Source organism: Klebsiella sp. 141251 (genome assembly GCF_050600725.1).
Taxonomy (GTDB): Bacteria; Pseudomonadota; Gammaproteobacteria; order Enterobacterales; family Enterobacteriaceae; genus Klebsiella; species Klebsiella aerogenes.
Map to the genome: position 1 here is coordinate 1 of NZ_JAQIRG010000009.1, position 21,280 is coordinate 21,280.

Sequence of the window (21,280 nt, forward strand, 5' to 3'; positions counted from 1 at the left end):
GATCGCGTCCGGGCCATATTTTTCTTTAATGGCGCCAAGGCGGGTGGCGACGTAATCGAGCGCCTCGTCCCAGGAGACGGCTTCCAGTTTGCCGCCACGCTGGCGACGGATCATGGGGGTTTTGAGACGCGGGGTCAGGATCTGGGTATCGTTAATGAAGTCCCAGCCATAATAGCCTTTCAGACACAGGGTTCCCTGATTGGTTTTCCCCTGCGCCGCCTCAGCCCGGACGATTTTGCCGTTATCGACCACCAGGTTGATTTTGCAACCTGATGCGCAATACGGGCAAACCGTGACGACTTTTTTCATCGGTTTTGCTCCAGTTAATCAATTAGCGCTGACGCGCAATCGACCGTCACTATGCATCTTCTATGCCATGTTTTCATTGTGGGTATTAACGGATAGTACGCGGCTTTTTTGGGCGAAATGCTGACGAAAAACAGGTCATCGTCAGTTTTGACGTGACGAAAAGCCCGGAGATGTGACGCCGATTATAAAAACGGCAGCGAAAAATGGATTTGTCGTCGCCCGCTTGCACAATCGACCAGACTGACACTATTCCCGCCAGGCAGAGGTAAACCATGAAACCGGTCATTTTAGTGATTGATGATGACACCGCGATCTGCGAGCTGCTGGGCGACGTGCTCGGCGCCCACGCGTTCGAGGTGGTGGCCTGCCAGAACGGCGGCGAAGCGCTGGCGACGGTCGCCCGGCGCGCAGATATCGCGCTGGTGCTGCTGGATATGATCCTGCCGGATACCAATGGTTTGCTGGTGTTACAACAGCTGCAGCGCACGCGGCCTGAGCTACCGGTGATAATGCTTTCCGGCCTGGGAAGCGAATCGGATGTGGTGGTCGGGCTGGAAATGGGCGCCGACGATTACATCGCCAAACCGTTTAATGCCCGGGTAGTGGTGGCGCGCGTAAAGGCGGTGCTGCGGCGCAGCGGGGCGATCGGCGCGGAAAGCCTCGTGCCGGGCGGGGAGCATGGGCTGTTGTTTAACGGCTGGCGACTGGATACCCGCCGCTGTGAGCTGTTTAATCCCCAGCAGCAGAGCGTGGCGTTAACCCAGGGGGAATATGGATTGTTGCTGGCGCTGGCGCAAAACGCCCGCCGGGTTCTGAACCGTGAACAGCTGCTGGCGCTGACCCATAATGAGAGCATGGAAGTATTCGACCGCACGATCGATGTGCTGATCATGCGCCTGCGGCGTAAAGTTGAGGTCAATCCGCATCAGCCCACGTTGATTAAAACCCTGCGCGGGCTGGGCTACGTTTTCGCCGCTGACGTTATCCATAACGACAAAGCGGCGTAGGGCGAAAAGAGGCCCGTCAGCCGCTTTGCTGCGTTATTTCACCGTCCAGCCCTTGTAGCTGCTGACGTTATTTTTATCGATCATCTTCACCGGGATCAGCACCGGCGCGGCTGGCGCGGGCTTGCCCTGCAGAATGTCATAACCGATTTCCACCGCCTTCGCCGCCATGACCTGCGGGTCCTGCGCCGGCGTGGCGACGAACAGCGAATTCTTACGCTTCAGCGCCTCTTCGCCGTCCGGGCTGCCGTCGACGCCCACGATAAAGAACTCATTACGTTGCGCCTGTTTCGCCGCCAGATCGGCGCCAATCGCCGTTGGATCGTTAATCGCGAACACGCCGTCAATCTTCGGATTCGCCGCCAGCAGCGACGTCATCACTTCCAGCCCGCCTTCGCGGCTGCCTTTAGCGTTCTGGTTGGCGGAGAGGATTTTGATATCCGGATGTTTTTTGAATTCGGTTTCGCAGCCTTCGACGCGGTTCTGCACCGCGGAAACCGGCGGTCCGTTAATAATCACCACGTTGCCTTTGTTGTTCAGGCGATCGCTAATATATTTACAGGCCATCGCGCCCGCCTGGGTGTTATCGGAGGTGATGGTGGCATCGGCGCCTTCGGCGGCGACGTCAACCGCCACCACCACGATCCCGGCCTCTTTCGCCCGCTTCACCGCCGGGCCGATACCTTTTGAATCAGCGGCGTTGAGGATGATCATATCGACTTTGGCGGCGATAAAATTATCGATCTGCGCTACCTGCTGTCCCAGGTCGTAGCCGCTGGACACCAGCGTGACCTTCACTTTGTCCCCCGCCAGCTTGCGCGCTTCCAGCTCGGCCCCCTTGGTGATTTGCACGAAAAACGGGTTGGCGAGGTCGCCCACCGTCACGCCTATCGCTTGTAGATCTTTGGCCGACGCAAAAGGGGAGGCGGCCAGCAGCGCGCCGGCACACAGCGCGGTCACTATCGGTTTTAAACGCATTCGCTTTTCCTCGCAGGTAAGATGTTGTTATGCACTTTGATGGTGTCGGGTACGGTATTTGTCGATTAGCACCGCTATGATGATCACCGCCCCTTTGATCACCAATTGCCAGAAGTAGGAGACGCCCATCAGCGTCATACCATTGTTAAGAGTGGCGATAATCAGCGCTCCTACCAGCGTACCGGTGATGGTGCCGATACCGCCGACGAAACTGGTGCCGCCGAGGATCACCGCGGCAATGGCGTCCAGCTCATAGCCGACGCCGAGGTTGCCGTTGGCGCTGTACAACCGCGAGGCGCTCATCACCCCGCCGAGCCCGGAAAGCAGCCCGCTCATGCCATAGACGAACAGCAGCACCAGCCAGACTTTAATTCCCGTCAGCCGCGCCGCCTGCATATTGCCGCCGACGGCGTAGATATGAATACCGAGGGTGGTGCGGCGCAGGATAAACCAGCATACCGCCACGACCGCCAGCGCAATCACCACCAGCCACGGCACCGGGCCGAGATAGTTATTGCCGATCCACTCAAAGCTAATATCGGAGTTAATCACCGTGGTGCCGTCGGCCAGCAGATAGGCGGCGCCGCGCAGCGCGGTGTAAGTGCCAAGGGTGACAATAAACGGCGGTAGCCCGGCGAAGGCCACCAGCGCGCCGTTGAACAGCCCAAGCAGCAGACCAAGCATCAGGGCCGCCGGAATCGACAGCATCGCGAATTGCGGGATGAGCGATACCACCATCGCCGCAACCGCGGTGGTGCCGAGAATTGACCCCACCGACAGATCGATACCGCCGGTAAGAATAATAAAGGTCATCCCCGCCGCCAGCACGATGTTGATAGAGGACTGGCGGGTAATATTCAGCAGGTTGCTTTCGGTAAAGAAGTTCGGCGCGACGAAGCCGAACACCGCGACGATTAGGATTAAAATCGGCAGGATGCCGACGGTTTGCATCAGGTCGCCCATCAGCATTTTTTTTGCCGAGGCGGATTTCGCCGCCGGCGCGGAGGTCTCTTTCGGTATGCTCATGCTTGTCCTGCCTTAAGGTGAGAATCGTTCACGCCGGTCGCCAGCGTCATAATGCTTTCCTGACTAATCTCGCCAACCTGCAACTCGCCGGCGATAGCGCCTTCACGCATCACGTATACCCGGTCGCTCATGCCTACGATTTCCGGCAATTCGCTGGAGATCATTAAAATGGCGACGCCCTGGCGGGCCATCTGATTCATGATGCGGTAAATCTCGCTTTTGGCGCCGACGTCAACGCCGCGGGTCGGTTCATCCAGGATGAGAATGCGCGGGCCGATCGCCACCCAGCGTGAAATCAGCAGCTTTTGCTGATTGCCGCCGGAAAGCCCGCCGGCGCGCACCTGAGCATGCGGGACGCGGATGTTCAGCAACTGGATGGCGTCATCGGAGATAGTTTGCGCTTTCTTACGGTCTAGCATTCCCCAATTGGCGTCGCGCTCAAGCGTCGCCATGGTGATGTTCTCCTGCGCCGCCAGTTCGAGAAACAGCCCCTGTTCCTTACGGTTTTCGGTCAGAAAGCCGATCCCGAGGTCGATAGCTTCGCGCGGCGAGTGAATAACCACCGGTTCGCCGTCGATTTCAATCACCCCGGCGGTGGCTTTGCGGACGCCGAAAATCAGCTGCGCCAGTTCGGAACGTCCGGCGCCGACCAGCCCGGCGAGGCCAACGATTTCCCCGGCGTGCACCACCAGGCTGCTGGGATGCACTTTGCCGCCGTCGCTGAGATCCTGCACCCGCAGGCGCGGCTGGCCGCGAGGGATATCGCGCTCTTTATTGAACAGATCGCTAAGCGGACGGCCAACCATCATGCGCACTAATTCGGGGGCGCTAAGGTGGTCGCGGGTGAGGCTGCCGACATACTGGCCATCGCGCAGCACGCTGACCCGGTCGGAGAGTTCATACACTTCGGCCATGCGGTGGCTGATATAGATGATTGCCATCCCTTCATCGCGCAGGCGCAAAATCAGCTCAAACAGGCGCTGCGTTTCTCGCGAGGAGAGGGCGGCGGTAGGTTCATCCATCACCAGAATGCGGCTATTGCGATGCAGCGCGCGGGCGATTTCCACCTGCTGCTGTTCAGCGATAGTCAGCTTCATCACCCGGTCGCTGGCTTTGAACTGCGCGCCGAGCCGGTCGATAACCGCCTGCGCCTGGGACTCCATCTCTTTGCGTTGTACCAGACCGCCGCGGGAAAGCTCGCTGCCGAGGAAAATGTTTTCCGCGACGGTGAGGTTCGGCGCCAGCTGCATCTCCTGATAGATCAAGGTGATCCCCGCCGCCAGCGCATCTTTCGGGCCTCTGATCGTCTGCGGTTGTCCGTCGATCAGGATCTCGCCGCTGGAGGCGGTATAGGCGCCGGCGAGGATCTTCATCAACGTACTTTTTCCCGCACCGTTTTCGCCCATCAGCGCGTGGATCTCGCCGGGCCAGACCGTCAGATCCACCCCTTTCAGCGCATAAAACTTGCCGAAAACTTTGGCGATGTTGCGCATGGATAGCACCGGTGTTCCCTGCATGCCTGCTCTCCTGGCTGCGTTGTCGATATCGGCACTTCATCACCGCAACGTAAATGGGTGATGTCATCGGCCATTCATAATTGTCATATTTTTGAATAGTTAATGCAGATCACAATTACGCAGTGAAATTTTCTTCACCTTCGGCGACAGTCCGGGAATGATGGGAGAAAACGCCAGACCGGAGCCGCTATGTCTTCCCATCACCCGCATTTTTTCGTTAGCGCCCGCGGTCGCCTGCTGTCATTTAACTTGTTGATGGTGGCGGTGACGTTAATGGTCGCCGGGGTGGCGATATTTGGTTTTCGCCATGCCAGCCAGTTGCAGGAGCAGGTACAGCAGCAAACGCTTAGCGACATGAGCGGCAGTATGAATCTGGCGCGCGATACCGCGAACGTCGCTACCGCGGCGGTGCGACTGTCGCAGGTAGTAGGCGCGCTGGAGTATAAAAGCGAAGCGGAACGTCTGCTGGAAACCCAACAGGCGCTGAAGCATTCGCTGAGCCAACTGGCTTCGGCGCCGCTGGCGCGGCAGGAACAGACGCTGGTGGCGAGCATTATCCGCCGCAGCAACGAGCTGCAGCAGAGCGTCGCCGGCATGCTGGAGCGCGGGCAGCGCCGCCACCTGCAGCGCAATGAACTGCTGAGCGCGCTGTATCAAAACCAGAGCTATTTGCGCCATTTGCAGGATCTCAACGATCGCGAGGGTAAACCGGCGATCGATCCTCAGCGCTTAAACGAAATGGACCGGCTGATCGTTGCCGCGATACACACCGCCACGCCGCGCTCGATCGTTCTGCAGCTCGATGAAATCAGACGCTTTTTACCGCGTAATGATAGCGATTCTGAGCGGGCGTTTATCCTGCCGGATTTCAACGCCGAGCTGGCGCGGCTGGCGCCGCTATCGGCGCAGCTTGAAGAGAGCGATCTGGCGATCGGCTGGTATATGTTTCATATCAAAGCGCTGGTTGCGCTGCTTAATGACGATATTAATCAGTATGTTGCCAGAGTCGCCCAGGCATCTGAGGCGCGAGCGGCGCAAAGCCATCGGCAGTTGCGTTCCATTAGCACGTTTATCCTGCTGGCGGCGCTGCTGGCGCTGGCGATTACCGGCTGCGCCGGCTGGTATATCTATCGTAATCTCGGCCTTAATCTGAACGCGATATCCGGCGCGATGTCGCGGCTGGCGCACGGCGAGCAGAATGTGACGGTGCCGGCTCTGCAGCGGCGCGATGAGCTTGGCGAACTGGCGCGCGCCTTTAACGTTTTCGCCCGCAATACCGCTTCCCTTGAGCACACCACCCGTCTGCTGCGGGAGAAAACCACCCAGATGGAGATTGACCGCCTTGAGCGACAGGGGCTGGAGGAGGCGCTGCTGCATAGCCAAAAAATGAAAGCCGTCGGCCAGCTTACCGGTGGCCTGGCGCACGATTTTAACAACCTGCTGGCGGTTATTATCGGCAGCCTCGAACTGGTACAGCCGGATGAGCGCGATGCGCCGCGGATATCGCGGGCGCTGAAGGCTGCCGAACGCGGCGCCTTACTTACCCAGCGTCTGCTGGCCTTTTCGCGTAAACAGGCGCTGAACCCGCAGGCGGTGGCGATGCAACCGTTACTGGAGAACGTCTGCGAGCTGATGCGCCATTCGCTGCCTGCCTCTTTGCGTCTCGAAATTGAAGCGCAGTCTCCCGCCTGGCCGGCATGGATCGATGTCGGACAACTGGAAAACGCGATCATCAACCTGGTGATGAACGCCCGCGACGCCATGGAGGGGCGGTCAGGCATTATCGCGCTACGCACCTGGAACCAGCGGGTCACCCGTAGCGATGGACGACGTCAGGATATGGTGGCGCTGGAGGTGATTGACCACGGCAGCGGCATGTCGCAGGAAATTAAAGCGCAGGTCTTCGAGCCCTTTTTTACTACCAAACAGACCGGTAGCGGCAGCGGGCTAGGGCTGTCGATGGTGTACGGTTTTGTGCGCCAGTCGGGCGGGCGCGTAGCGATTGAAAGCGCGCCGGGGCAGGGCACCACCGTACGTTTACAGCTACCGCGAGCCACGTCAGCGGTGGAGGAGGAGCGACCGCCGTTGGATAGCGAACCGATGGCGACCGGCGAGCGGCTAGCGCTGGTGCTGGAGGATGAAGCCGATGTGCGCCAGACGTTATGCGAGCAGCTGCATCAATTGGGCTGGCTGACGCTGGAGGCGCAAAGCGGCGAGCAGGCGCTGGAGATGCTGGCGGCCTCCGGGGATATCGCGTTGTTGATTAGCGATTTAATGCTCCCCGGCGGGCTGAGCGGCGCCGAGGTCATTCACGAAGCGCAACGCCGTTTCCCGGCGGTGGCGCTGCTATTGATTAGCGGCCAGGATTTGCGCCCGGCGCATAACCCGGCGTTGCCGGAGGTGGAACGGCTGCGCAAGCCTTTTACCCGTACGCAGCTGGCGCAGGCGTTGCGTGCGGCGATGGCGCGGATTTGAGATTCATCCGCTACACGCGGCAAATAGGGTTGATTAAGGTATCGCCAGTACTCTGATGAGACCGGCCCCGATGAAACGTTACGCAACCGCTCTGTTTTTTTGCACGCTGGCGCTGAGCAGCCAATTGGCCCACGCCGATATTATTGATGACGCTATTGGCAATATTCAGCAAGCCATCAACGATGCCTACAATCCGGGCAGCAGCCGTTCCGACGACGATGACGGGCGCTATGACGACGGACGCTACGATGACGGCAGCTATCAGGGCAGCCGCCAGCAGCGTAGGGATAATCAGCAGCAATATAACGATCGCCAGCGGCAGCTTGACGACCGCCGTCGCCAGCTGGATGAGCGCCAGCGCCAGCTCGATAGCGATCGCCGCCAGCTGGAAAGCGATCAGCGCCGCCTCGACAACGATTATTGATTTTCCCGGTCACGCTGCCGGCTAATCGAGCACGATCTCCATGCCGTCGTATCCCGCCTCGAAACCTTTCGGCAGCGGGTTATCCATCATCCACTGGTCGAACTGATGGCTGATATGAGTGAGGATCACCCGCGGGCAGCCAAGTACCTGGTTCAGCGCGCGCACGGTATTCAGGTCGCTGTGGTTGCGCGGCGCCTGTGCTCTGGGCTCGTAGCTGCAATCGATGACAATCACCTGCGGCTGATTATTAAGTAAAAACTTCAGCGTCTTCTCCGGCAGCCCGGCGGTATCCGCAAGCCAGGCCACCCGGCTGTGCGCCGACTCCAGCAGATAGCCGTAGGTCAGCTTTGAGTGGATTAACGGCAGCGGCGTGACCTGTAGCCCCTGTAGTTCAAATACCGTGAAGGGGGTAACGGTGTGGCTAAAATCGAGGATGCCGGGATGCTTAAACAGATCGTCGCAGCCCACATCATCAGGCGGTCCGTACACCACAATCGGATCGCCCACGCCCCAGCGCAGGGGGAACAGCCCCTGTACGTGGTCCATATGGTAATGCGTCAATAAAATCTGCTGGAAGCTACCCGCGGGCTGGCGTTCCGCCAAATCTGCCAGCCCGGCGTCGAGCAGCGTGACCGCATGGTTAAAGCGCACCACCGCGCTGCAGGGGCGGCGGCGATAGCGCGCATCGGCGCGGGCGCGCTGGCAGGCGGCGCAGTCGCAGCCGAAGACCGGCACCTGCTGGGCGCCGCCGGTGCCGGTCAGGCGGATCCTCAGGCTCATCGTATTACCTTATCCTCAGGCATGCTGATTCTCTTCACGCCCGGCGTGCTGGCGCAACAGCTGGAAGAAACGCTCTACCGATTGCCCAAGGCTGCCGTCGTTATTCAACGTCAGGCAATCGGCCGGTTTATAACGCGCGGCGCGTTGCAGTCGCTGGTCGATTTCCACGGCATTTTCCCGGCCGCGCTGTTCAAGCCGCTGGCGCAACACCTGTGGTGAGACTTCGAGACAAATCGGTACCAGTACGTCATCGTAACGTTCTCGCGCCTGCGCCAGATGCGCGCGCGAGCCGTTGGCGACGACATCAAAACCGGCATGCAGCCAGAGGTCGATCTCCACGCCGACGCCATAGTAATTATTGTTGGCATGCCAGCTGAGGGCGAAAAGATTACGCTCGGCGCGGGTGAAAAACTCATGCTCGCTCAGCGCAATATGGTTCTCGCAGCCCGCCTGGTGCGGGCGGGTGATGTAGCGATGCGCGACCAGCAGTTGCGGATGCTCACGCTGGCGCAGCGCGGCCAGCAGACTATCTTTTCCCGACCCGGAAGGGCCGACCAGCCAAATCAGTTTTCCAGGCATTAAAAGACCCTCTTTCCCTGACGCCAGACGTGATCGATATGGACGTGCTCGCCGCGGCGGTGCGCCAGTACCAGATCGGCGCGTTTGCCTTCGGCGATGACGCCGCGGTCATGCAGACCCAGCGCCTGCGCCGGATGTTTGCTGACCAGACGGATAGCCTGCGCCAGCGTGAAAGCGTTGTCGTCGCTATCGGCGATACGGAAAGCGGCATCAAGCAGGCTGGCGGGGTAGTAGTCGGAAGAGAGAATATCTAACAGGCCGCTGGCGGCTAGTTGATGCGCGGCGACATTGCCGGAATGCGAGCCGCCGCGCACGATATTCGGCGCCCCCATCAACACATTCATTCCATGCTGGCGCGAAGCCTGCGCGGCGGCCAACGTGGTAGGAAATTCGGCGATCACGCTGCCAAGCTGGTGGGATTCGGCGACATGTTCATGAGTGGCGTCGTCGTGGCTGGCGAGAGCGATTTGGCGTTCCCGGCACATCGCGGCGATAGCCTGGCGATTAGGCTGCGACCAGGCCGCCGCCAGCGCCATTTGCTCCTCTTCGAAGCGTTCCATCTGCACGCCGCTGAGCTGATATTTGCCCTGATAATATTCGCGATATTTTTCGCGGTTGGCGAACTGGCGTTGACCCGGCGAATGGTCCATCAGCGACACCAGAGTGACCGGCTCGCGGTCGACCAGCTTTTCAAACAGCGGCAGAGTGGTGTGGTGCGGCAGTTCACAGCGCAGATGCAGGCGGTGCTCGGCGCGGTTAAGCCCGCGTTTTTGCGTCTCTTCCACCGCGTTGATCATCTTTTCCAGATTCTCAAGGCGGTCGCCGCCGTCGCGCACGTCGCCAATCGCCACGGCGTCGAGTACGGTGGTGATGCCGCTGGCGACCATTAAAGCATCGTGGCTGCTCATCGCCGAGTGTGCAGGCCAGTCAACCTTTGGCCGCGGGGTGAAGAATTTATCCAGGTTATCAGTATGGAGTTCGATAAGCCCCGGCAGCAGCCAGCCGCCTTCGCCATCGAGGGCGCCGGGCAGCCGGCTCTGGCTTTCGGCAAAGGCGTAAATCCGCCCCTCCTGCACTTCCAGCGAACCGTCGATGGTTTCGTCTTCCAGTACCAGCTTTACGTTATTGATTATCATACTGTGATACCCATTGGGTGCAGGCGGTCGGCGACCTGGCCGCGTACCGTTTCATCATGGAAAATACCGACGATGGCCGCGCCGCGGGCTTTAGCCTGCTGGATCAGCTCCACCACCGCGGCGCTGTTGTTGGCATCCAGCGAGGCGGTGGGTTCATCAAGGAGTAAAATCGGATAGTCGACCGCAAAACCGCGGGCGATGTTGACCCGCTGCTGTTCGCCGCCGGAAAAGGTGGATGGCGCCAGATGCCACAAACGCTCCGGCACGTTGAGATGGCTCAGCAGACGGGCGGCTTTAGCGGCGCTCTCTTCGCGCGGCGTCCCGAGCTCAAGCAGCGGCTGCATGACGACTTCCAGCGCGGATATCCGCGGGATCACCCGCAGAAACTGGCTGACCCAACCGATGGTGGTTTTACGCACTTCCAGCACCTTGCGCGGCGTGGCGGTCACCAGATCCACCCATTCGTCGCCGTGGCGGATATGAATATGACCGCTGTCCGGCAGATAGTTAGCGTACAGCGAGCGCAGCAGCGTCGATTTGCCGCTGCCGGAATGGCCGTGCAGCACCACGCACTCCCCGGCGTTAACGGAGAGCGAAGCGTCGGCGAGCACCGGCAGACGTACGCCGTGCTGTTGGTGCAGAACAAAGGTTTTATGGATGTTTTCAACGCGGATCATTTTAGCCCTCTCGGGGTTGGAGTGCCGGGTGGCGCTTCGCTTACCCGGCCTACGAATAACGCACCTGTAGGCCGGATAAGGCGCAGCCGCCATCCGGCAAAACAGCATCAATTCTGCAACACCGACGACACCAGCAGCTGGGTGTAAGGATGGTGCGGATCGTCGAGCACCCGGTCGGTTAAGCCACTTTCCACCACCTGTCCTTGTTTCATCACCAGCAGACGGTTCGCCAGCAGGCGAGCGACGCCGAGATCGTGGGTGACGATCACCACCGCCAGACCCAGCTCCACCACCAGCCCGCGCAGGAGATCGAGCAGGCGCGCCTGTACCGAGACGTCCAGCCCGCCGGTGGGTTCATCCATAAACACCAGTTTCGGCTGCGTCACGAGATTGCGGGCGATTTGCAAGCGCTGCTGCATACCGCCGGAAAAGGTGGTCGGCAGGTCGTCGATGCGGGAAGGCGGGATCTCCACCTCCTGCAGCCAGCGTTCGGCGGTGGCGCGAATGTCGCCGTAGTGGCGGGCGCCGGTCGCCATCAGCCGTTCGCCGATGTTGCCGCCCGCCGAGACCTGGCGACGCAGGCCGTCCATCGGGTGCTGATGCACAACGCCCCATTCGGTGCGTAGCAGGCGGCGGCGTTCGGCTTCGCTCATGGCGTACAGCGAGCGCTGTTGATACCGCACTTCACCCTGTTGCGGCGCCAGACGAGCGGAAATCGCTTTCAGCAGCGTGGTTTTACCGGAGCCGGATTCGCCGACGATACCGAGCACTTCGCCCGGCCACAGCTCGAAAGAGACATCGCTAAAACCTTTGCCCGGCGCATAGAGATGGGTCAGGTGATTGACTGCAAGTAACGGCTGGCTCATTTTTTCTGCGCCTCGCTCTGTTGGCGGCAATAATCGGTATCGGAGCAGACAAACATCCGCTGGCCGCTGTCATCCAGCACCACTTCGTCAAGATAGCTGTGACGCGAACCGCAAATGGCGCAGGGTTCATCCCACTCCTGCACGCTAAACGGATGATCGTCGAAATCGAGGCTTTCGACTGCGGTATAGGGCGGCACCGCGTAGATACGCTTTTCGCGCCCGGCGCCGAACAGCTGCAGCGCCGGCATCATGTGCATTTTGGGGTTATCGAATTTCGGGATCGGCGAAGGGTCCATCACGTAGCGGCCGTTCACCTTCACCGGATAGGCGTAGGTGGTGGCGATGTGGCCGAAGCGGGCGATATCCTCATACAGCTTCACCTGCATTACGCCGTACTCTTCCAGCGCGTGCATGGTGCGGGTTTCGGTTTCACGCGGTTCGATAAAGCGCAGCGGCTCCGGGATCGGCACCTGATAGATCAGGATCTGATCTTCCACCAGCGGCGTTTCCGGGATCCGGTGGCGGGTCTGGATCAGGGTGGCGTCTTCGGTGCGTTCGGTGGTGGCGACGCCGGTTACGCGTTTAAAGAACTGGCGGATCGACACCGCGTTGGTGGTGTCATCGGCGCCCTGATCGATGACCTTCAGTACGTCGTTCTCGCCGATAACGCTGGCGGTCAGTTGGATCCCGCCGGTACCCCAACCATAGGGCATCGGCATTTCGCGGCCGCCGAAGGGCACCTGATAGCCGGGAATGGCCACCGCTTTCAGTATCGCCCGGCGGATCATGCGCTTGGTTTGCTCATCAAGATAAGCAAAGTTATAGCCAGTCAGTGGGTTAGCCATGTTCGTTCTCCCGTTGCAGGCGTTTCAACAGCGCCAGTTCGGCCTGGAAATCGACATAGTGCGGCAGTTTCAGATGCGAGACGAAACCGGCGGCTTCAACGTTATCGGCGTGCGCCAGCACGAACTCTTCGTCCTGGGCCGGTCCGCTTATCTCTTCGCCGTATTCCGGCGCCTGAAGGGCGCGGTCGACCAGCGCCATGGCCATCGCTTTACGCTCGCTCATGCCAAACGTCAGGCCGTAGCCGCGGGTGAAGTGCGGCGGCTCATTCTCTGGATCGACAAAGCCGTTGACCATTTCGCATTCGGTCAGCAGCAGCTCGCCAATATTGACGCTAAAACCCAGCTCTTCCGGCACGATTTCCACCTGCACGTAGCCGCTGCGGATCTCGCCGGCAAACGGGTGATTGCGGCCATAGCCGCGCTGGGTCGAGTAGGCCAGCGCCAGCAGATAGCCTTCATCGCCGCGTACCAGCTGCTGCAGCCGCGAGGAGCGCGAGCAGGGATAGACCGGCGGGGTGCGGGTGATATCGTCAGGCGGCGCGCCGCAGTCCGCTTCCGCTTTGGCCAGCCCCTGTTGCGCCAGCAGGTTGAAGACGTGCGGCGTCGGCGGCGTTTCGCTACCGGCTTTCTGCACCGATGGCGGTTCGCCGTTGGCCAGCAGGGTAAAATCGAGCAGGCGGTGGGTATAGTCGTAAGTGGGGCCCAGCAGCTGGCCGCCTGGGATATCTTTGTACACCGCGGAGATGCGGCGCTCGAGGCGCATACCGGCGGTATCAACCGGTTCGCTGACCGCCAGCCGCGGCAGGGTGGTGCGGTAGGCGCGCAGCAGGAAAATGGCTTCGACGTTATCGCCGCTGGCCTGCTTCAGCGCCAGCGCCGCCAGTTCGCGGTCGGCGATTCCGCCTTCGGTCATCACCCGGTCCACCGCCAGGCTGAGCTGTTCGCTTATCTGGTCAACGCTCAGTTCGGGAAGCCGTCCATCGCCCCGTCGTTTCTGCTCTTGCAAGGCGTGAGCGGCGCTAATCGCCTTCTCGCCGCCTTTGACGGCAACATACATTTAGCACACCTCCACGTGGGTGGTACGCGGGATAGCCAGCAGGCGCTCGCCGCAGGTCAGGATCAGGTCAATGCCCAGCGGGAACGGGTGCGGGCGTTCGGTTAATTCGTCGATGATGCAGTCCGGCAGCTGTGGGGCGATCATTCGCTCCTCGGCAATGCCCGCGCCGGTCAGGCGCAGCATGCGTCCGCCGCTCAGGCTGGCTAGTTGAACAATCAGCGTGACGCCGGTTTCCGGCGCCGCCACGGTACCGGCGGAAAGGACATTAAGCTGTTCGGCGCTGATGGTGTCGCAGGCGACGGCAAATACCGCCTGCTGCGGCTGTTCCACCAGCGTCGCGCCGGTATGGAAGCGCAGATTTTGGCTGACCAGATCGTTATGCAGCGCGGCGGCCATCCATACCGGGGTGTCGTGATCGGCCAGGGTCAGCAGCAAGCTGGTGGAGGCGATATTCAATGGCTGCCAGCCGTGCTGAAGCTGCTGCAGAGAGACAATCACTCCCGGCTCGCTCATTGCTTTCAGCAGGCGGCGGAAACTGTGTTGGGCATCCTGCACCGGTAGGGTAAAGGCGGTTTGTAATGTCATGCGTTATCTCCGCGAACCAGAGTAAAGAAGTCGACCCGGCTGGCGTTGACTTCGGCGCGACGAGCATCGAGGCGCGCGCTGCGTTGTGCTTCCAGCGGGGTAATGAGGGTTTCCATTAAGGTGTGAAAATAGTGAGGCGATTGCAGCAGGCCGTCGATCGCCGCGCAGCGCTCGGCGTGTGGGCGATTGCGGCCTAAAATCCAGCTGTAGCCGAGGGTGCCATCGGCCAGGCGTACGGCGGCGCGGGTCAGGGTGGCGTCACCGGCAAAGAAACGATCGCCGATGCCGCCCATACGCGCCTGGAGCTGTACCAGCCCGGTTTCCGGGGCGCGAATTAATTCATACTCTGGCGCCAGCCGCAGCGATTGCATGCGCGCCAGAAGGTCCTGCGGTTCACTGTGGGCCAGCACGGACATCCAACGCTGGCGGGTGGCGGTATCGAAGTGCATTCAGTGCTCCATGGTGAATTCAATCATGTCGGCGCGGGTCAGGCTAACGGAGTACTCCGTCGTGACTGTCTCGCCCTCGCGGCTATTGAGCGTGCGTACGCACAGCAGTGGCGCCATATTGGGGATTTCCAGCAGCTTGCTCTCTTTCGCCTGCGCGCGGCGGGCGCTGATTTTGGTGCGTACGCGGGTCAGTTCGATAGCGAGCTGGTCGCGCAGCAGGTCGTGTAGCGAACCGTGGGTGAAGGTTTGCAGCACCGGCCAGAAGCGCAGGTCGGCGAAGTAGTGGTCAATCAAACACAACGCCACGCCGTTGACCCGGCGCAGGGTGCGCAGATGAATGACGGTTTCGCCTTCGGCAATGCCAAAGGCTTCGGCTACATGGCTGCTGGCCGGGCGCAGCACCGACAGCAGTTTCTCGCTGGTCGGGTGGCTGCCTTGTTCCAGCAGGTTTTGGCTGAAGCGTGCCTGGGCGTTGAGCGGGTAGTCGATGGGGCGCATCAGTACCAGCACGCCGACGCCCTGGCGGCGCTGGACCCAGCCGCGTTCCACCAGTTGATCGATGGCGCGACGTAGGGTGTGGCGGTTGACTTCAAAGCGCGCCGCCAACTGCTGTTCCGCAGGCAAATAATCGCCGCAGCGATAGTGATGGCGCAGCTCCTGTTCAAGCCTGGCGGCAATTTCCTGATACCGGGTGGGGTAACTGGTCGGATGTCTGGATAAGTACATGGTTATCGAGCCTCACTAAGCACCTTGGGGATCCCCGTTGAGCGTGGGCCGATACTGACGCGTTTTTGTTACATTCCTGTTAAGTCACGATGACCGCAGGATGAAGAGTTAATGCCGGTGAGATGACAGGGCGGAGAAGCCGCCCTGGAGAGAAGATTAGGGTTGTTTGACGACGTTAACCATCCACGGCACGCCGAAGCGATCGACGACTTTGCCGAAACCGTGGGCCCAGAAGGTCTCCTGCCACGCCATTTCGATGCGCCCGCCATCGGCCAGCGCCTCAAACCAGTGTTTGCCTTCAGCAATATCTTTCGGCTCCAGCACGAGGACGAATCCCGCGTAATGTTCCATGTCGCTACTGGGGCTATCGCTCAGCATCAGAATACTGTCGGCGACCTGCAGACTGGCGTGGGCGATGCAGTCGGCGGCAAGATGCTGCCCGGAGGCGCAGCCATCGTCGGCATCCTGGGCGCTCTGCGGCATTTCGCCGTAGGTGATTTGGTGGATAAGCTGCGCCCCCAGCGCCTGCTGATAGAAGGCGATGGCGGCAGCGCAGTTGCCGCTAAAAGCAATGTAAGGACTCAGGGACATAACCATGACCTCAGATAACCAATGACCCATAAAGCGTAGTTGGTGACGGGCAAAAGAAGCCAGGCGGCAAAGCGGGGTGAATTTTTCTGAAAATGCGTCGCCGCGTGGCGGGAAGGCAGAGACGAAATGAGAATTGATCGCGCGGTTTGGCTGGAAGGTTCCGGGAATAATTTTGGCGAAATGAGCGATATAATTTGGCGACGTTCCGCCGCTGATATTCGGACGCGCCGACAAGGTTGCCGCCAGCGCCGGAAAAATAATAGCGCTGGCGTGAAAAAATTTAATTAGTTCTTTTTGACGAATTCAGATTTCAGCTTCATCGGGCCAAAACCGTCAATTTTGCAGTCAATGTTGTGATCGCCTTCGACCAGACGGATATTCTTCACTTTGGTGCCGATTTTCAGCATGGAAGAGCTGCCTTTTACCTTCAGATCTTTCACCACGGTCACGCTGTCGCCATCGGCAAGTAAGTTGCCGTTAGCGTCTTTTACGATCAGCGCGTCGGCGTCATCGGCCGGCTCGGCATTGTTCCACTCGTGGGCGCATTCCGGGCAGATGTACATGCCGTTATCTTCATATGTGTATTCAGAATGGCATTTTGGGCAGTGTGGAAGTTGCATGGCGTTCCTCGTGATTACTGGGAAAAACAGGACGTTGGTCCGTTAAACAGCGGCTGTGAGCCGAAAGTGCGGCTGATTATAGCGCAATCCCGCACTTTTGTCGGGTATTTTTTCCAGGAAATAACGCAGGGTAATTATTTTGGCTTTACGGAGAATATGCTGAAAAACAGACGTTAATAAAGTCCATAAATAAACATCGGCGGCGAAACAGAGATTGAACTTATTCATTTTATTTGGCTCTGTAATTAAGCTGGGCGAATTTTTCGTGAAGTTGATCCCAAATTTAAACGCTGGTAGGGTAAAAAGGGATGTAAGTAAATTCGTCACTGCTTATTTGGTAAGTGAATTATTAATTTAAGGCCAGAGCAGGCGTCAACAGGTTCGGTTGTACACTCTGTCAGAAAGACAGTGCAGGCAAACCTGCTACGCTTGAAATGTGGAGCACAGCACTTCGCCGCTCCCAACGTACGTCGCGAATGACCTCGTCATTTGGCGAGGAGTCGTGCGCTCAAGGCGATAGCACAGAGGAAAAGTATGCTTAAAAGGAAAAAAATAAAGCCGATTACGCTTAGGGATGTCACCATCATCGATGATGGTAAGTTGCGAAAAGCCATCACCGCGGCCTCGCTCGGTAATGCGATGGAGTGGTTCGATTTCGGTGTGTATGGTTTTGTGGCTTATGCCCTTGGTAAAGTCTTCTTCCCCGATGCCGATCCCAGCGTGCAGATGATTGCCGCGCTCGGTACTTTCTCGGTTCCCTTCTTGATTCGTCCGCTCGGCGGCCTGTTCTTCGGGATGCTCGGCGATAAATACGGTCGACAAAAAATCTTAGCGATCACCATCGTTATTATGTCGATAAGTACATTCTGTATCGGTCTTATTCCGTCGTATGCCACCATTGGTATCTGGGCGCCGATTCTGCTGCTGCTGTGTAAAATGGCGCAGGGCTTCTCGGTGGGCGGCGAATATACCGGGGCGTCGATCTTCGTAGCCGAATACTCGCCTGACCGTAAACGCGGGTTTATGGGCAGCTGGCTGGACTTCGGTTCGATTGCCGGCTTCGTAATGGGCGCAGGCGTGGTGGTACTGATTTCCAGCGTCGTGGGTGAAGATAACTTCCTCGACTGGGGCTGGCGTATCCCGTTCTTCCTGGCGCTGCCGCTAGGGATTATCGGCTTGTACCTGCGTCACGCGCTGGAAGAGACGCCGGCGTTCCAGCAGCACGTGGATACCCTTGAACAGGGCGACCGCGAAGGTCTGCAGGAAGGTCCGAAGGTCTCCTTTAAAGAGATTGCCACCAAACACTGGCGCAGCCTGCTGACCTGTATTGGTCTGGTGATTTCCACCAACGTGACCTATTACATGCTGTTGACCTACATGCCGAGCTACCTGTCGCATAACCTGCACTACTCGGAAGATCACGGCGTACTGATTATTATCGCCATCATGGTCGGCATGCTGTTTGTCCAGCCGGTTATCGGCATGCTGAGCGACCGTTTTGGCCGCCGTCCGTTTATCCTGGTGGGTAGCGTCGCGCTGTTCACGCTGTCTATCCCGGCCTTTATCATGATTAACAGTAACGTGATCGGCCTGATCTTCGCCGGTCTGCTGCTGCTGGCGGTGGTGCTGAACTGCTTTATCGGCGTGATGGCCTCATCGCTGCCGGCGATGTTCCCGACCCACATCCGCTTCAGCGCTCTGGCCAGCGCCTTTAACATCTCGGTGCTGATCGCCGGTCTGACGCCGACGCTGGCGGCATGGCTGGTGGAAACCACCCAGAACCTGATGATGCCGGCTTACTATCTGATGGTGATTGCGGTGATTGGCCTGATTACCGGCCTGTCGATGAAAGAGACCGCTAACCGTCCGCTGAAAGGGGCGACGCCGGCGGCGTCCGATATCCAGGAAGCGAAAGAAATTCTGGGCGAGCACTACGATAACATCGAGCATAAAATCGAAGATATCGATCAGGAAATCGCCGACCTGCAGGAAAAACGCGCCCGTCTGGTACAGCAGCATCCGCGTATCAACGACTAACCGTTTTTCACTGTTCACGATGCCGCCTGGGGAGACCCCGGCGGCATTTTTTATGGCTGCGGCGACGCGAGGCTGTGGCGGCGCTGTTGGCTCAATTTACGGTACTGCTGCGGCGGCATGCCGACGTAGCGGGTAAAGGTGCTGTAGAAGCGGCTGCTGGAACGGAACCCGGCGGTGAGGGCGATATCAAGGATGGTCTTATCGGTATCGCTTAGCAGCGCGCGCACGTGATTGATGCGCATGGCGGTAATGTACTGCTTCATGGTCTGCTGCATCACCCGCTGAAAAACGCCCATCGCGTAGTTTGGGTTAAGTTTAACGTGCTCGGCGACGGCATCGACGGTCAGCGCCTGGTCATAATGGGCGGCGATAAATTCCAGCATCTGGCTAACGTAAAATTGCGCGTGGCGCGAGACGCTGTTCTTGTGCGTGCGCGAGGTTTTGTTGACCAGAATCGGCTGCCAGCCGGCGAGGCTCAGCCGCTTGAGCATCAGGGCGATTTCATCGATCGCCAACTGGCGAATCTGTTCATTCTCGTGATTCAACTCCTGCTGCCAACGCCGTACTTCAAAAGCGCTTAACTGCTGGGCGGCGAGAGATTTAATCACCATCCCGTGGGTGACGTGATTTATCAGTTCGCGATCCAGCGGCCACGACAGAAACAGATGCATCGGCAGGTTGAATATCGCCATCTGCTGGCAGTCGCCCGGGCGGGTCAGTTGATGCGGCGTACAGGCCCAAAACAGGGTGATATAGCCTTTCTCAATGCGCACCACTTCATTGTTAATCAAATACTCCACGTCGCCGTCGAACGGCACGTTGACCTCTACCTGGCCGTGCCAGTGGCTGGTGGCCATGGCGTGCGGCGGGCGCAGTTCGATATCCATGCGCTGATACTCGGAATAGAGCGCCAGCGGGCTGCGGCTCTGCTTTTCATCGCTGCTGCACATGTGCGGGTCGGGGGGCAGGGAAGTGAAGCGGTGTTCCATCATGGGCGGATTCCTGGATCGTCAGAGTGGCTGCGTTTTTAGCCTGAACTGATTACAGCTTAGCGGAATCATCGGCCCGTTTTCTCTCCTTTTAAGCCGATCTATTCCCAAAAACTCAGATTTTGTGGCGTTCAATGGCCGATCTGAGTTTCCGGGAATGCTCCGGCGGGAACGGGGCAGCGCAGCGGAGAGCGGCATGCCACTCTGAAAGTGTTCAATGACCTGATGGAGAGAGCGCGATGTCTGCCCCCAAAATTACCTTTATCGGCGCCGGTTCGACGGTGTTTGTTAAAAATATACTCGGTGATGTGTTCCAGCGCCCGGCGCTGAAATCGGCGCATATCGCGCTGATGGATATCGATGAAACCCGGCTGGAAGAGTCGCATACCGTGGTGCGAAAGCTGATGGATTCCGTCGGCGCGAATGGCGAAATTAGCTGCCATCGCGATCGTAAAACCGCCTTGCGGGACGCCGATTTTGTCGTCGTCGCCTTCCAGATTGGCGGCTATGAGCCCTGTACCGTCACCGATTTTGCAGTGTGTAAACGCCACGGGCTTGAGCAGACCATTGCCGATACGCTGGGGCCGGGAGGCATTATGCGCGCGCTGCGCACCATCCCGCACCTGTGGGCTATCTGCGACGATATGAGCGAGGTCTGCCCGGACGCCACCATGCTTAACTACGTTAATCCGATGGCGATGAACACCTGGGCGATGTACGCCCGCTACCCGCATATCAAGCAGGTGGGTCTGTGCCATTCGGTGCAAGGCACAGCGGAAGAGCTGGCGCGCGACCTTAACCTCGACCCGGCGGATTTACGTTACCGCTGCGCGGGCATTAACCATATGGCGTTCTATCTGTCGCTGGAGAAAAAGCTCGCGGACGGCAGCTACGTCAGTATCTACCCCGACCTGCTGCAGGCCTACGCCGAAGGGCGGGCGCCGAAGCCGAACCTGCATGGCAATCCGCGCTGCGAAAACATTGTCCGCTATGAGATGTTCAAAAAGCTGGGCTACTTTGTCACCGAATCGTCGGAGCATTTCGCCGAATACACGCCATGGTTTATCAAGCCGGGGCGCGACGATCTTATCGCCCGTTATAAAGTGCCGCTGGATGAGTACCCTAAACGCTGCGTCGAGCAGCTGGCCAACTGGCATAAAGAGCTGGAGAGCTATAAGAGCGGCGAGTGTATCGAGGTTAAACCTTCACGCGAGTATGCCAGCACCATCATGAACGCTATCTGGACCGGCGAGCCGAGCGTCGTGTATGGCAACGTACGCAACGATGATCTCATCGACAATCTGCCGCAGGGCTGTTGCGTCGAAGTCCCTTGTCTGGTGGACGCTAACGGTATCCAGCCGACGAAAATCGGCGTGCTACCGGCGCATCTGGCGGCGCTGATGCAGACCAACATCAACGTGCAGACGCTGCTAACGGAGGCCATCCTGACGGAAAATCGCGATTACGTTTATTACGCCACGATGATGGATCCGCACACCGCCGCGGTGCTGGGGATCGAAGAGATCTACGCGCTGGTGGACGATCTGATCGCCAGCCACGGCGACTGGCTGCCGGCCTGGCTGCACCGTTAATTTTCTCATGCCGCCGGG

General features: G+C 59.1%; 22 protein-coding genes. 5 read left to right on the forward strand and 17 right to left on the reverse strand.

Features of this window, described 5'->3' with window-relative positions; genetic code table 11:
- Positions 1 to 309, reverse strand: a 309-nt coding sequence (locus tag PGR09_RS19045) for a molybdopterin-dependent oxidoreductase (protein WP_316423244.1), incomplete at its 3' end; no start/stop codon positions are given.
- 272 nt (positions 310 to 581) lie between these two features.
- On the opposite strand from PGR09_RS19045, the gene PGR09_RS19050 reads away from it, so the two are divergent.
- The gene (locus tag PGR09_RS19050) at positions 582 to 1,316 is read left to right on the forward strand and encodes a response regulator (protein ID WP_042894288.1); all 735 of its coding nucleotides are present in this window, start codon (positions 582 to 584) and stop codon (positions 1,314 to 1,316) included.
- Positions 1,317 to 1,349: 33 nt separating this feature from the next.
- On the opposite strand, the gene PGR09_RS19055 is transcribed toward PGR09_RS19050, so the two are convergent.
- From PGR09_RS19055 to PGR09_RS19065, 3 genes are read right to left on the reverse strand one after another with little or no spacing between them, the layout of a single operon-like run.
- Entirely contained in the window at positions 1,350 to 2,291 is a 942-nt protein-coding gene (locus tag PGR09_RS19055) for an ABC transporter substrate-binding protein (protein ID WP_015368709.1), read from the reverse strand.
- Between the two features lie 27 nt (positions 2,292 to 2,318).
- Positions 2,319 to 3,317 carry an ABC transporter permease subunit gene (locus tag PGR09_RS19060; RefSeq protein ID WP_045380370.1) on the reverse strand — a complete coding sequence of 333 codons (999 nt, stop codon included), beginning with the start codon at positions 3,315 to 3,317 and terminating at the stop codon, positions 2,319 to 2,321.
- On the reverse strand, positions 3,314 to 4,834 hold the full coding sequence (locus PGR09_RS19065) for a sugar ABC transporter ATP-binding protein (protein WP_045367893.1): 1,521 nt from the start codon (positions 4,832 to 4,834) through the stop codon (positions 3,314 to 3,316). The genes PGR09_RS19060 and PGR09_RS19065 overlap by 4 nt, the downstream gene beginning before the upstream one ends.
- A gap of 189 nt (positions 4,835 to 5,023) precedes the next feature.
- Here PGR09_RS19065 and PGR09_RS19070 point away from each other — a divergent pair, with 189 nt between their 5' ends.
- Positions 5,024 to 7,309 (forward strand): ATP-binding protein, encoded by a 2,286-nt coding sequence (locus tag PGR09_RS19070; RefSeq protein WP_430916422.1) that lies wholly within the window; start codon positions 5,024 to 5,026, stop codon positions 7,307 to 7,309.
- 70 nt (positions 7,310 to 7,379) lie between these two features.
- The gene (gene yjdP / locus PGR09_RS19075) at positions 7,380 to 7,733 is read left to right on the forward strand and encodes a DDRRRQL repeat protein YjdP (protein WP_045396524.1); all 354 of its coding nucleotides are present in this window, start codon (positions 7,380 to 7,382) and stop codon (positions 7,731 to 7,733) included.
- Between the two features lie 21 nt (positions 7,734 to 7,754).
- On the opposite strand, the gene phnP is transcribed toward yjdP, so the two are convergent.
- The 12 genes from phnP to PGR09_RS19135 all read right to left on the reverse strand — a co-directional run bounded on the left by phnP (position 7,755) and on the right by PGR09_RS19135 (position 16,644).
- A complete protein-coding gene (phnP, locus tag PGR09_RS19080) occupies positions 7,755 to 8,513 on the reverse strand; it encodes a phosphonate metabolism protein PhnP (protein WP_430916423.1) in 759 nt (252 codons plus the stop codon).
- 15 nt (positions 8,514 to 8,528) lie between these two features.
- Positions 8,529 to 9,092, reverse strand: coding sequence for a ribose 1,5-bisphosphokinase (phnN, locus tag PGR09_RS19085; protein WP_045396519.1), 564 nt, complete (start codon positions 9,090 to 9,092; stop codon positions 8,529 to 8,531).
- On the reverse strand, positions 9,092 to 10,228 hold the full coding sequence (gene phnM / locus PGR09_RS19090; RefSeq protein WP_430916424.1) for an alpha-D-ribose 1-methylphosphonate 5-triphosphate diphosphatase: 1,137 nt from the start codon (positions 10,226 to 10,228) through the stop codon (positions 9,092 to 9,094). The genes phnN and phnM overlap by 1 nt, the downstream gene beginning before the upstream one ends.
- Complete coding sequence (phnL, locus tag PGR09_RS19095) at positions 10,225 to 10,905, reverse strand: phosphonate C-P lyase system protein PhnL (protein WP_396280012.1); 681 nt, start codon at positions 10,903 to 10,905, stop codon at positions 10,225 to 10,227. Before phnL ends, phnM begins: the two co-directional genes overlap by 4 nt.
- A gap of 107 nt (positions 10,906 to 11,012) precedes the next feature.
- Positions 11,013 to 11,771 carry a phosphonate C-P lyase system protein PhnK gene (gene phnK / locus PGR09_RS19100; RefSeq protein ID WP_045396510.1) on the reverse strand — a complete coding sequence of 253 codons (759 nt, stop codon included), beginning with the start codon at positions 11,769 to 11,771 and terminating at the stop codon, positions 11,013 to 11,015.
- Positions 11,768 to 12,616, reverse strand: coding sequence for an alpha-D-ribose 1-methylphosphonate 5-phosphate C-P-lyase PhnJ (locus tag PGR09_RS19105; protein ID WP_015368699.1), 849 nt, complete (start codon positions 12,614 to 12,616; stop codon positions 11,768 to 11,770). The genes phnK and PGR09_RS19105 overlap by 4 nt, the downstream gene beginning before the upstream one ends.
- On the reverse strand, positions 12,609 to 13,673 hold the full coding sequence (locus tag PGR09_RS19110; protein ID WP_430916425.1) for a carbon-phosphorus lyase complex subunit PhnI: 1,065 nt from the start codon (positions 13,671 to 13,673) through the stop codon (positions 12,609 to 12,611). The genes PGR09_RS19105 and PGR09_RS19110 overlap by 8 nt, the downstream gene beginning before the upstream one ends.
- The gene (gene phnH, locus PGR09_RS19115) at positions 13,674 to 14,258 is read right to left on the reverse strand and encodes a phosphonate C-P lyase system protein PhnH (protein WP_015368697.1); all 585 of its coding nucleotides are present in this window, start codon (positions 14,256 to 14,258) and stop codon (positions 13,674 to 13,676) included.
- Entirely contained in the window at positions 14,255 to 14,707 is a 453-nt protein-coding gene (phnG, locus tag PGR09_RS19120; protein WP_045396504.1) for a phosphonate C-P lyase system protein PhnG, read from the reverse strand. The genes phnH and phnG overlap by 4 nt, the downstream gene beginning before the upstream one ends.
- On the reverse strand, positions 14,708 to 15,433 hold the full coding sequence (phnF, locus tag PGR09_RS19125) for a phosphonate metabolism transcriptional regulator PhnF (protein ID WP_015368695.1): 726 nt from the start codon (positions 15,431 to 15,433) through the stop codon (positions 14,708 to 14,710). It abuts the gene before it with no gap.
- 156 nt (positions 15,434 to 15,589) lie between these two features.
- Positions 15,590 to 16,024: a VOC family metalloprotein YjdN gene (yjdN, locus tag PGR09_RS19130; protein ID WP_045396544.1), complete on the reverse strand. Its 435-nt coding sequence runs from the start codon at positions 16,022 to 16,024 to the stop codon at positions 15,590 to 15,592.
- Positions 16,025 to 16,308: 284 nt separating this feature from the next.
- Complete coding sequence (locus PGR09_RS19135) at positions 16,309 to 16,644, reverse strand: zinc ribbon domain-containing protein YjdM (RefSeq protein ID WP_015368693.1); 336 nt, start codon at positions 16,642 to 16,644, stop codon at positions 16,309 to 16,311.
- Positions 16,645 to 17,178: 534 nt separating this feature from the next.
- On the opposite strand from PGR09_RS19135, the gene proP reads away from it, so the two are divergent.
- Positions 17,179 to 18,681, forward strand: coding sequence for a glycine betaine/L-proline transporter ProP (gene proP / locus PGR09_RS19140; RefSeq protein ID WP_047078509.1), 1,503 nt, complete (start codon positions 17,179 to 17,181; stop codon positions 18,679 to 18,681).
- 50 nt (positions 18,682 to 18,731) lie between these two features.
- Here the strand turns inward: proP and melR are convergent, their stop codons facing one another.
- Positions 18,732 to 19,670, reverse strand: coding sequence for a transcriptional regulator MelR (gene melR / locus PGR09_RS19145; protein ID WP_032715623.1), 939 nt, complete (start codon positions 19,668 to 19,670; stop codon positions 18,732 to 18,734).
- 239 nt (positions 19,671 to 19,909) lie between these two features.
- Between melR and PGR09_RS19150 the strand changes: the two genes are divergently transcribed.
- A complete protein-coding gene (locus tag PGR09_RS19150; RefSeq protein ID WP_430916426.1) occupies positions 19,910 to 21,262 on the forward strand; it encodes an alpha-glucosidase/alpha-galactosidase in 1,353 nt (450 codons plus the stop codon).
- The last annotated feature ends 18 nt before the right edge of the window (positions 21,263 to 21,280 follow it).

Coding starts and splice junctions, on each gene's coding strand:
- melR (WP_032715623.1), bottom strand. CDS start 19,670: ATGGAACACCGCTTCACTTCCCTGCCCCCCGACCCGCACATGTGCAGC.
- phnH (WP_015368697.1), bottom strand. CDS start 14,258: ATGACATTACAAACCGCCTTTACCCTACCGGTGCAGGATGCCCAACAC.
- proP (WP_047078509.1), top strand. CDS start 17,179: ATGCTTAAAAGGAAAAAAATAAAGCCGATTACGCTTAGGGATGTCACC.
- phnK (WP_045396510.1), bottom strand. CDS start 11,771: ATGAGCCAGCCGTTACTTGCAGTCAATCACCTGACCCATCTCTATGCG.
- PGR09_RS19105 (WP_015368699.1), bottom strand. CDS start 12,616: ATGGCTAACCCACTGACTGGCTATAACTTTGCTTATCTTGATGAGCAA.
- PGR09_RS19065 (WP_045367893.1), bottom strand. CDS start 4,834: ATGCAGGGAACACCGGTGCTATCCATGCGCAACATCGCCAAAGTTTTC.
- phnL (WP_396280012.1), bottom strand. CDS start 10,905: ATGATCCGCGTTGAAAACATCCATAAAACCTTTGTTCTGCACCAACAG.
- phnM (WP_430916424.1), bottom strand. CDS start 10,228: ATGATAATCAATAACGTAAAGCTGGTACTGGAAGACGAAACCATCGAC.
- yjdN (WP_045396544.1), bottom strand. CDS start 16,024: ATGTCCCTGAGTCCTTACATTGCTTTTAGCGGCAACTGCGCTGCCGCC.
- PGR09_RS19110 (WP_430916425.1), bottom strand. CDS start 13,673: ATGTATGTTGCCGTCAAAGGCGGCGAGAAGGCGATTAGCGCCGCTCAC.
- PGR09_RS19070 (WP_430916422.1), top strand. CDS start 5,024: ATGTCTTCCCATCACCCGCATTTTTTCGTTAGCGCCCGCGGTCGCCTG.
- PGR09_RS19060 (WP_045380370.1), bottom strand. CDS start 3,317: ATGAGCATACCGAAAGAGACCTCCGCGCCGGCGGCGAAATCCGCCTCG.
- PGR09_RS19135 (WP_015368693.1), bottom strand. CDS start 16,644: ATGCAACTTCCACACTGCCCAAAATGCCATTCTGAATACACATATGAA.
- phnP (WP_430916423.1), bottom strand. CDS start 8,513: ATGAGCCTGAGGATCCGCCTGACCGGCACCGGCGGCGCCCAGCAGGTG.
- phnF (WP_015368695.1), bottom strand. CDS start 15,433: ATGTACTTATCCAGACATCCGACCAGTTACCCCACCCGGTATCAGGAA.
- PGR09_RS19050 (WP_042894288.1), top strand. CDS start 582: ATGAAACCGGTCATTTTAGTGATTGATGATGACACCGCGATCTGCGAG.
- yjdP (WP_045396524.1), top strand. CDS start 7,380: ATGAAACGTTACGCAACCGCTCTGTTTTTTTGCACGCTGGCGCTGAGC.
- phnG (WP_045396504.1), bottom strand. CDS start 14,707: ATGCACTTCGATACCGCCACCCGCCAGCGTTGGATGTCCGTGCTGGCC.
- phnN (WP_045396519.1), bottom strand. CDS start 9,092: ATGCCTGGAAAACTGATTTGGCTGGTCGGCCCTTCCGGGTCGGGAAAA.
- PGR09_RS19150 (WP_430916426.1), top strand. CDS start 19,910: ATGTCTGCCCCCAAAATTACCTTTATCGGCGCCGGTTCGACGGTGTTT.
- PGR09_RS19055 (WP_015368709.1), bottom strand. CDS start 2,291: ATGCGTTTAAAACCGATAGTGACCGCGCTGTGTGCCGGCGCGCTGCTG.